Below are 8,772 nucleotides of genomic sequence, written 5' to 3' on the forward strand. Positions count from 1 at the left end.
GCCCTCGAGCGAATATCTCAGCGTGCAAGGCCTCAGCTTTCTGCAATGTGGTCCATGGAGCCGAGATGGACGCCACAGACAGCCGTTTCCACAGCGGGCAACTCGATGATCTCGAAGCCCTCCCGCGCGGGTCCGGCGTAAGAGTATCCGGCAATGATCTGCAGGCCCTCTTCCATGGTCTGGTACTGCGCCACAGGGGTCTCCAAAGTCCCACGCTCATCGCCAATGATTTCGGCAACGGCATCAAAAGCGGGACCCACCACGCCTGCGACTTCAGGCTGGTCAGCTACGACCATGCGGCGGGCTGCAAGACGGACAGCGGCCAGGGGCTTTTCGATAATCTCAATCTGTGACATGTGGTTCTCTTTCTCGATGAGGTGGAGCCGCCGCTGCACGTCAACGAGCCGGGCGGAAGCGATCCGATGTTCCTGCTCAACCTCTGCGCGGCGAATCCTCAACAGGGATGCGATGCGTTCGGCCTCGACACCTTGGTCAAGAATCGACGAGATGTCGTTAAGGCCAAAGCCGAGTTGGCGCAATGCAACAATCCGATGCAGGCGCTCAAGTTGGGAAGGATCATAGGACCGGTAGCCGCTGAACTCGTCCACATAACCCGGCACGAGCAGGCCTGAGGCATCCCAATGCCGAAGCATGCGATGGGTCACCTGCCCGATCTGCGCGAAAGCTCCGATGGATAACATGCCTTAGTTCTCCCGCCTTCCACAGTGTCAGAGTCAAGTGTCGCTCGAATTGATCGCAATGCCGTCCTCACACAACTCAGGACTTCCTGCAGGCACCGCACTGCATGGTCTCAGGAGTAATTTAGTAAGGCCCCTTACTTCAAGTAGGATCTGTTCCCATGAGCAGCCCGGCAAAGTCACAAGCATCAAAACTCAAGCAGTCGATCACCGGTCCACTGCTTTTCCTTTTCATCCTCGGTGATGTGCTGGGCGCCGGCATCTACGCGCTGGTGGGAAAGGTCGCAGGCGAAGTGGGAGGGGCTGTTTGGATTCCACTTGCGCTTGCCCTGTTCCTGGCCATGCTCACCGCCGCCTCCTACGCAGAGTTGGTCACTAAATACCCAAAGGCCGGCGGAGCTGCGGTCTTTGCTGAACGGGCTTTCAACGTGCCCCTGGTTTCGTTCCTGGTCGGATTTTCCATGCTGGCTGCCGGCGTGACCAGTGCGGCCGGTTTGAGCCTGGCCTTCGCCGGGGATTACCTCAAGCCTTTCCTCGATGTGCCTGCCACACCCACTGCCCTGATATTCCTGCTCTTGATAGGTCTTCTGAACGCCCGCGGAGTGAAGGAATCCGTCAGGGCCAACGTGGTGATGACCGTCATCGAAGTATCGGGCCTGGTGTTGGTTATCGTCCTGGTTGGCCTCATGCTCGGCCGCGGAGACGGCGACGCTTCGCGCGTCCTTGAGTTCAACCCGGCGGTCTCCCCAGGGGCCGGGATTCTCGCAGCTTCCTTGCTGGCTTACTACTCCTTTGTCGGCTTCGAAACTTCCGCGAACGTTGCCGAAGAGGTCCGGGACGTCCACCGCGTCTACCCCAAGGCACTGTTCGGGGCGCTGCTGACCGCCGGCGCGATCTACATACTGATCGGCCTGGCTTCATCCATCGCCCTGCCCGCAGCTGACCTCAACAGTTCTTCGGGCCCATTGCTGCAGGTTGTCCAAGCCACAGGCTTTGGGGTGCCCGACTGGCTCTTCGGCCTGGTTGCACTCATCGCCGTCGCCAACGGTGCGCTGCTGACCATGATCATGGCCGGCCGCCTGGCCTTTGGAATGGCAGAACAATCACTCCTCCCCGCAGGGCTGGGGCGGGTTCTCCCCCAACGACGCACACCTTGGGTGGCCATTGCCGTCACGACGCTGGCCGCGATGGCTTTGACCGCCACCGGCGATCTGGGCTCGCTCGCTGAAACAGTGGTCCTGCTGCTCTTGTTCGTCTTCATCAGCACCAACCTCGCCGTCCTGGTGCTGCGCAAAGACAAAGTTGAACACCAGCACTTCCGCGTGCCGGTGGTCATTCCGTACCTGGCACTGGCTTCGTGCCTCCTCCTGCTGTTTCAGCAAGGACCGGAAATCTGGTTGCGGGCAGCCATCCTTTTGGGTATCGGGCTGGTCCTCTTCTTCGTGACACGCAGAATCCAGGCCCGCAACCGGCCTGCAAGTAAAAACAACTCCGAAGTTGAGAAGGAACGGCTAGAGTCCTAAAACAGCCCTGCATCCAAAAACCTCGAGGAGTCCCGTGCCGACTGACATCCCCTGGAGCCGCGGCGAGTGGACCAACCAGCCAGCCGCCGTCGTCGAGCAGGCAGGTGACCTGCTGGTAACCGCAGCCGAAGGCAGCGACGCCTGGCGCGTCACGTCCTACGGATTCATCCACGACACCGAACACGCGCTGCTTGCCCCCTTCCCGCAGGACAGTGCCATGGAAGTTGAGTTCACCGCAGCATTTTCCCAACAGTTCGATCAAGCGGGCATCTTCATCCGTGTCGGCGGCGAGCATTGGATTAAGGCAGGTGTCGAATTCGCCGACGGCGCCGCTCAGCTGGGCGCGGTGGTTACGGACCGCGTCTCGGACTGGTCCTTGGCGCCTGTTCCGGAATGGAACGGCGGGCGCGTCCGCATGAGGGTCAGCCGCTCGGGAGACGCCCTCACTATCCGTGCCGCCTCGGAGGGAAATGAACTCCAGCTGGTGCGGGTGGTGCCGTTTGCACCCGATCTGGCCGCAACTGCCGGGCCGTTCACCTGCGCACCAACACGCGCGGGCCTGACAGTCCCCTTCCACTCTTGGCGCGCTACACCCGCGGACCACGAGCTGCACTGATTCCAACCGAATGGAACGAGCTTGCGGGTCCCATCGTTCATGAGATTATGGAGGTTCCTGCAGCCTGCCTTTGAGGAGTGCTGCGACTCAGTCGGCTCCGTAACAAGCCTATGGGGGGCACATCACGGTGGAAGATACTGCGAGTCTTTGGCGTACTGACCCCACGACGTTCCGCGACGTGGCCATCAACTGCCAAGCCATTGAAGCTGCCTTGGCAGGCGAGTGTCCTCCGGTGGAGCGCGTCCGCTACTTGGCGCTGCTTGGCCGGGACGCTGAGGCTTTGGATGAAGGCTTCAAGCTGCTGCCCCAAACGCCTGACCGCCGGGAGTTGTTGCTGATCCTTGCGCAGGTCAATCAACGCCAATACCGGTGGCATGACGCGGCCGTCCTCCATGAACGGGCGCTGCGAACCGTCCGGTCACCCGAAGACGAGGCGTACGTCCGTCACCACATCGGCCGTCGCCTTTTCGACGAAGCCCGCTTCCGTGCCGCTGCCGATGAGTTTCAATGGGCAGCGGACCTTTACCGGGTCGCCGGCCACCCTGACCTCGCCGAAGACAACCGCCAAGCGATGCGGCACGCCCTGCAAGTGCACGGTGCCGAACGGGGCGTGGAACGTTCGGCGTTCGACCTCTCCTAAGGGACTCACAGCCAGCTCCAGCACAAGGCTCATGTAGCCTAGTAAGTAAGCTGACTATTTGTGAAAGCCTTGGGGGCGCCTGAATGCCTGATATGGAACTATGGCCAACCAGCCGGCTGCTGTCTACGGCGGCCCGGCTCGTGGAGCTTGCATGGAACGACAAACTGCGTCCGTTGGGATTGACCTACCCGGCGGTGCTGACGCTTGATGCCCTGGCGACGGCAGGACCCATCACGCCCGGGGATCTTGCCCGCAGCGTCCGGGTGCAGGCCCAAACCATGGGCCCCCTGCTCACCAGGCTTGAATCGCGGGGCTACATCCGCCGTGAGCCCAACCGCTTCGACCGCCGCAGCCAACTGGTATTGATCACCGACTTGGGCCTGACGCTGCTGGAACAATCCCAGAACCAAGAGAACAATGTCCTCGCAGCCATCAACCTGGACTCCGAGGACCTGCGCGAAGAACTCCTCGCGATCGTTCGCCACACAAACTTCGATTAAGTGTTAGGTCATCCCGCGTAGACGAAAGCTCTTCCATCAAGCAGTATGGAGTTATCCGCTGATGAAGTCCGGCGTCCCAAGGAGAACACCTCTCCAACAACAACACCGGGCTATAGACACTGACAGTAATGCCCGGGCGAGTAAAAAGGGCATCATGAGTGAACTTCAAATAGGCGATAGCTTGCCGGTGGACCTTCTGAGTTTCAGGGCAGCAGAGTGCCTCGTATCAACAGGCGCACCAGAGTCCGAGGACGTATGCGTCCTGGACGCAGGCCACACAGGAAATCATTTGGCCGCAGGGGCAGACATGGTGGTTCGGGCCGTCTGGTCCTAGACCGCCGGAAGCCTGGACCAAGAGAACAATAAGTTGAGGGCAAGCGACGCCGTACGGCTCGCTTGCCCTCAGCGTTTCCTAAGTGCCGCAGAAGGTCCGGTAAGGGCCGAAGCTTTCCGGCGCAGGCTCGGCATACTTTTCCAGCCCGGGGCGTTCGCTATAAGGCTCGGACACGGCCGCCAGCAGCCGCTCCGTTGGGCCCATGTCCCCAACAGCGGCTGCAGCAAGGGCCTCCTCCACCAAATGATTCCGTGGAATATAGACCGGATTAACCCGGTCCATGGCTTCGGCATCCGGCGACAGTGCCCGCCACCGTTCCAACCAAGCATCGAACGCGGCCAGATCCAGGATCTGCCGGCGGGCCGGCTCGGCCTCCCCACGGGCCGCCTTGCCGAGGCTTCGGAAGAACGCGGTGTAGTCCGCACGCGTCTCCTGAACCAACTGAAGGAGGTCATCCACCACAGGTGAGGCAACGTCGTCGTCGATGTCCTCCGGCAGACCAAGCTTGGCCTTCATGCCGTTGAACCATGTGGCACTGTACTCCTCGCGGAACCCCTTGAGCGCCTCGATGGCAAGGGCCACTGCCTGCTCCTCATCCTCATGGATCAGGGCTGCGATCGACTCAGCAAAACGGGCAAGGTTCCACTCGGCAACCACCGGCTGGTTACGGTAGGCGTAACGCCCCATCTCATCAATGGAGCTGTACACCGCCACGGGATCGAAACCCTCCATGAAAGCGCACGGGCCGTAATCGATGGTCTCGCCGGACACTGTCATGTTGTCCGTGTTCATGACACCGTGCACGAACCCCACCAGCATCCATTGCGCCACCAGTTTCGCCTGCACCGAGATGACGGCTTTGAGGAGTGCAAGGTAGCGGTTGCTTTCAGCGCCCGACGACGGGTGGTGGCGTTCGATTGCATGGTCGGCAAGACGGCGAAGCAGGTCCAGGTCATTCGAAGCCCTGGCGTACTGGAAACTACCAACGCGCAGGTGACTGCTGGCCACCCGGGTCAGGACGGCCCCCGGCAGCAGAGTCTCCCGCTGAACCTGACGCCCGGTGGCAACCACCGCGAGCGATCTGGTGGTGGGAATGTTCAGGGCGTGCATCGACTCGCTCACGATGTACTCCCGCACCATGGGCCCCACCGCGGCCAGTCCATCGCCGTTCCGGGCAAAGGGCGTGCGGCCCGAACCCTTGAGATGAATATCGCGGAGCTTCCCGTCAGAACCGGCAATCTCACCCAGCAGGAGGGCACGCCCGTCTCCCAGTCGTGGAGAGTAAAAGCCGAACTGGTGCCCCGAATATCCCTGGGCCACCGGCGTCGCTTCCTCCGGCAGGGCATTGCCGATCAGCAACCGCACGCCTTCCGGACTCCGGAGGAAATCAGGATCAAAACCGAACTCGACGGCGAGTGGCTGGTTGAGCACCAGAAGCTGCGGATCCGGCGCTTCCTCGGCCCGCCAAGGAATTGCCAGCTCCGGGAGCTCCCGGGCAAAATGCCCCTCGAAGGCGATGGTGGAACGCGCTACGTCACTCATCTCTTAAGGATATAGATGCAGTTCCCGGCCCGAAAGGACGGTCGGCGCGGTTAGCATGTAAACCACTGCCTTACGGCGGGATAACCATTGGGGGCGGTTTCCGCCAAAAAGTTAGGTAGATGTGGGTACATTTGCGCAGCCGCGCCATTTTTCAGTATCAAACCGGTGGGCCATTGGGTGTGCAGCTGCATCGTTGCTCGCCTTCTTGGGCGCCAATGGCATCCTCTTCAGTAACGCCCTCCACCTTCCGTGGGCCGGCCCTGCCCGCCTGATCCTGGGTGGATTCCTCGGCCCGCTCGCGGCGAGCCTATCCGCCGTCGTGCTTTTGCATCGGGCCGGCAGCCTGCCTGCCGGCGTCGCTCTCTTCACAGCGGTCAGTGCAGTCCCGGCATGGGCTCTGGCTGCGCTCGCGGCAGCAAGCTTGTCCGTGCGCTTTGACGAGGCCGATATGAACCGGGGCTTCAGCTGGTTTGGGTCATCGATGCTGCTTTTCATGATTCTGGGTCTGATTGCAGGGACTGTGAGCCTGGCGGTTCCCTTTGGCACCCTCCTGGCCGGCCGGCGTTCACTTGCTGTCCGCGCCTTACAGGCCGTGCTCGTAGCCGCACCCACGGCTCTTGCGCTCGGGGCGCTCATGCTGATGCCACCCATGGCGGGGACGTTGGGTGCCGTCGCACTCCTTGTCCTGGCCCTCCAGAAGGGACGGCCGGCACCGTCGGAGGCCGCCGTGCCCGCCCATCCCCGCCAAGTGCCTGCGCCGAACCGGATTACCGTGGCCGGCGCCGCGCTTGCACTGTTCCTGGTGGGGCTGGCCTGCGCCGTCTTTGCCGTCACAGGCAGCAATTGGACACCCAATGTCACTGACTCCACTCACGCGATGAACCTCGGGTTGGCCTACGGCGCCTTCGCCGGTATTCCTGTGCTGGTCCTTGCCGGGCTGGTGCTCGGCCGGCGTCTTGGGCCCACTACACCATGGGTGGTCCTCCTCGGATGCGCAGCCATGGCCGTCCAAGGATTCGCACAACTCCTGGGGGCGGGCCACCCGTCTCAGTGGCCTGCCACTGTGGTTGCAGCAGCACTTATGGGTTTCGCCATCGCACTCCCCTTGGGACGGCTGGTAACTTCCGGCGGCTTCGGTCGAATCGCCGTCGTCGTCCTGATGGGGCTTGCGGCCTCAACGGTGGGTCTGCCACTGGTGACGATGTCCGCCTTCCTCGCCCCTCTTGGCTCTGCCGCGCTGCTTCTCTGGTCATGGAAGACCGGCAACACACGGCAACCGCGGCTTGGTTCGTGAGGTGATGGGAGGGGTGAACTGATACACCCTCTTAAAAGCCACTCCCGGATTGGCCGACGTCTCGATCGTGCATCAATGCCGTGTGACGCCGTGCCCGAAATTCGTGCTCTCGCTGAGGTTCCGTAAACTTGCAGGTTGCAACGAACCAACAACAGACGAAACTTACAAGAGACGACTTTTTAGAGCAGTCTGAGCGCTCCAGGCGCAAAAGGAGAAACTGTCATGTCCGCCGCATCAGGCCCCGGGACCATCAGCCAACCACCGGGGGACGTTTCCCCAGCCTCCGGGCAAGGGACGAACCCTCCGCCCGGAACGGGTGAGCAAAAAATAGCCAAGTGGGTCTTCTGGCCCGCAGCAACCATCATCATGGTTTTTGTTCTCTTCGCCACGATTTTCCCTGGCACCGCCACGGATTTGTTCAGTTCCATCCAGGGCAACGTCATCAAGTGGTTTGGCTGGTACTACGTTGCAGCCATAGCCCTCTTTGTAGTTTTCGCCCTTTGGATCGGGCTTAGCCGCTACGGTGACATCAAGCTGGGCAAGGACGACGACGACCCCGAGTTCTCTGTCATGTCCTGGTTCGCTCTGCTGTTTGCGGCCGGCATGGGAATCGGATTGGTCTTCTTCGGTGTGGCCGAACCCTTGAATCACTTTGCCTCACCGCGCCCGGGTGTGGAAGGTTCGCCCTTGGTGCTCGCCCAGCAGGCGATGACGCAAACGTACCTCCACTGGGGTCTGCACGCCTGGGCGATTTACGTTGTGGTGGGTGTATCAATCGCCTACGCCGTGCATCGCAAAAACCGCCCCATCTCCATCCGCTGGGCTTTGGAGCCGCTCCTGGGCCGGAAGCGGGTAGCCGGCAGCTGGGGAAACCTCATCGATATCTTTGCTTTGGTCGGTACGCTCTTCGGCGTAGCCACCTCCCTGGGCCTTGGCGTACTGCAGATCTCCGCCGGCCTCGAGCAGGCGAACATTCTGCAGGCCACCACCATGACCCAAATCGGCCTGATCCTCTGCATCATTACGTTGACCATTGTTTCGGTGGTGTCAGGTGTGGGCAAGGGCATGAAATGGCTGTCCAATACCAACCTGGTCCTTGCCGCCCTGTTGATGCTCGTTGTCCTGTTCACCGGACCCACGCTCTTCCTTTTGCGCGAGTTTGTGCAGTCAATCGGCCACTATCTCCAAAACGTTGTGGGCCTGACATTCAACACTCTGGCCTTCTCCGGCGCGGAAGGCGAAGCCTGGCAGGCTGCGTGGACAACCTTCTACTGGGGCTGGTGGATCTCATGGGCACCCTTCGTTGGGATCTTCATCGCCCGCATTTCAAAGGGACGCACAGTCCGGCAGTTCGTTGCCGGTGTGCTCCTGGTTCCCACGACGGTTGGGTTCCTTTGGTTCTCGGTTCTGGGCGGCGCAGCGATTTACCGCGAACTCTTCGGCGGTGGCGGCCTCATTGGCGCCGACGGCAGCGTGGATACCGAAGGTGCTCTCTTCGGCCTCCTGGGCGACCTTCCCGGCGGAACCCTCCTCACCATCGGCGCCATTCTTCTCATCGCCATCTTCTTCATCACCTCGGCAGACTCCGGCGCACTGGTGATGGGGATGATCTCCACCGGTGGCCA

9 protein-coding genes are annotated in these 8,772 nt (G+C 61.4%); 7 read left to right on the forward strand and 2 right to left on the reverse strand.

Annotation, left to right across the window (positions count from 1 at the left end):
• Positions 1 to 32: 32 nt before the first annotated feature.
• Positions 33 to 701 (reverse strand): helix-turn-helix domain-containing protein, encoded by a 669-nt coding sequence (locus tag HP499_RS16560; RefSeq protein WP_253951643.1) that lies wholly within the window; start codon positions 699 to 701, stop codon positions 33 to 35.
• Positions 702 to 859: 158 nt separating this feature from the next.
• On the opposite strand from HP499_RS16560, the gene HP499_RS16565 reads away from it, so the two are divergent.
• The 5 genes from HP499_RS16565 to HP499_RS16585 all read left to right on the forward strand — a co-directional run bounded on the left by HP499_RS16565 (position 860) and on the right by HP499_RS16585 (position 4,311).
• Positions 860 to 2,221, forward strand: coding sequence for an APC family permease (locus HP499_RS16565; protein ID WP_172325317.1), 1,362 nt, complete (start codon positions 860 to 862; stop codon positions 2,219 to 2,221).
• Between the two features lie 34 nt (positions 2,222 to 2,255).
• On the forward strand, positions 2,256 to 2,837 hold the full coding sequence (locus tag HP499_RS16570) for a DUF1349 domain-containing protein (RefSeq protein WP_172325318.1): 582 nt from the start codon (positions 2,256 to 2,258) through the stop codon (positions 2,835 to 2,837).
• A gap of 127 nt (positions 2,838 to 2,964) precedes the next feature.
• Positions 2,965 to 3,477, forward strand: a complete 513-nt coding sequence (locus HP499_RS16575) for a hypothetical protein (protein WP_172325319.1) — start codon at positions 2,965 to 2,967, stop codon at positions 3,475 to 3,477.
• 83 nt (positions 3,478 to 3,560) lie between these two features.
• Complete coding sequence (locus tag HP499_RS16580; protein WP_172325320.1) at positions 3,561 to 3,977, forward strand: MarR family winged helix-turn-helix transcriptional regulator; 417 nt, start codon at positions 3,561 to 3,563, stop codon at positions 3,975 to 3,977.
• Between the two features lie 154 nt (positions 3,978 to 4,131).
• On the forward strand, positions 4,132 to 4,311 hold the full coding sequence (locus HP499_RS16585) for a hypothetical protein (RefSeq protein WP_172325321.1): 180 nt from the start codon (positions 4,132 to 4,134) through the stop codon (positions 4,309 to 4,311).
• Between the two features lie 78 nt (positions 4,312 to 4,389).
• On the opposite strand, the gene HP499_RS16590 is transcribed toward HP499_RS16585, so the two are convergent.
• On the reverse strand, positions 4,390 to 5,853 hold the full coding sequence (locus tag HP499_RS16590; RefSeq protein ID WP_172325322.1) for a YdiU family protein: 1,464 nt from the start codon (positions 5,851 to 5,853) through the stop codon (positions 4,390 to 4,392).
• 193 nt (positions 5,854 to 6,046) lie between these two features.
• Here HP499_RS16590 and HP499_RS16595 point away from each other — a divergent pair, with 193 nt between their 5' ends.
• Complete coding sequence (locus HP499_RS16595) at positions 6,047 to 7,147, forward strand: hypothetical protein (RefSeq protein WP_216660090.1); 1,101 nt, start codon at positions 6,047 to 6,049, stop codon at positions 7,145 to 7,147.
• A 222-nt stretch (positions 7,148 to 7,369) separates the two neighbouring features.
• A partial coding sequence (locus HP499_RS16600; protein WP_172325323.1) for a BCCT family transporter occupies positions 7,370 to 8,772 on the forward strand: 1,403 nt, incomplete at its 3' end.

It is taken from the genome of Paenarthrobacter sp. CM16 (genome assembly GCF_013179505.1).
In the GTDB taxonomy this organism is placed as follows: Bacteria; Actinomycetota; Actinomycetes; order Actinomycetales; family Micrococcaceae; genus Arthrobacter.

Coding starts and splice junctions, on each gene's coding strand:
- HP499_RS16565 (WP_172325317.1), top strand. CDS start 860: ATGAGCAGCCCGGCAAAGTCACAAGCATCAAAACTCAAGCAGTCGATC.
- HP499_RS16590 (WP_172325322.1), bottom strand. CDS start 5,853: ATGAGTGACGTAGCGCGTTCCACCATCGCCTTCGAGGGGCATTTTGCC.
- HP499_RS16560 (WP_253951643.1), bottom strand. CDS start 701: ATGTTATCCATCGGAGCTTTCGCGCAGATCGGGCAGGTGACCCATCGC.
- HP499_RS16585 (WP_172325321.1), top strand. CDS start 4,132: ATGAGTGAACTTCAAATAGGCGATAGCTTGCCGGTGGACCTTCTGAGT.
- HP499_RS16580 (WP_172325320.1), top strand. CDS start 3,561: ATGCCTGATATGGAACTATGGCCAACCAGCCGGCTGCTGTCTACGGCG.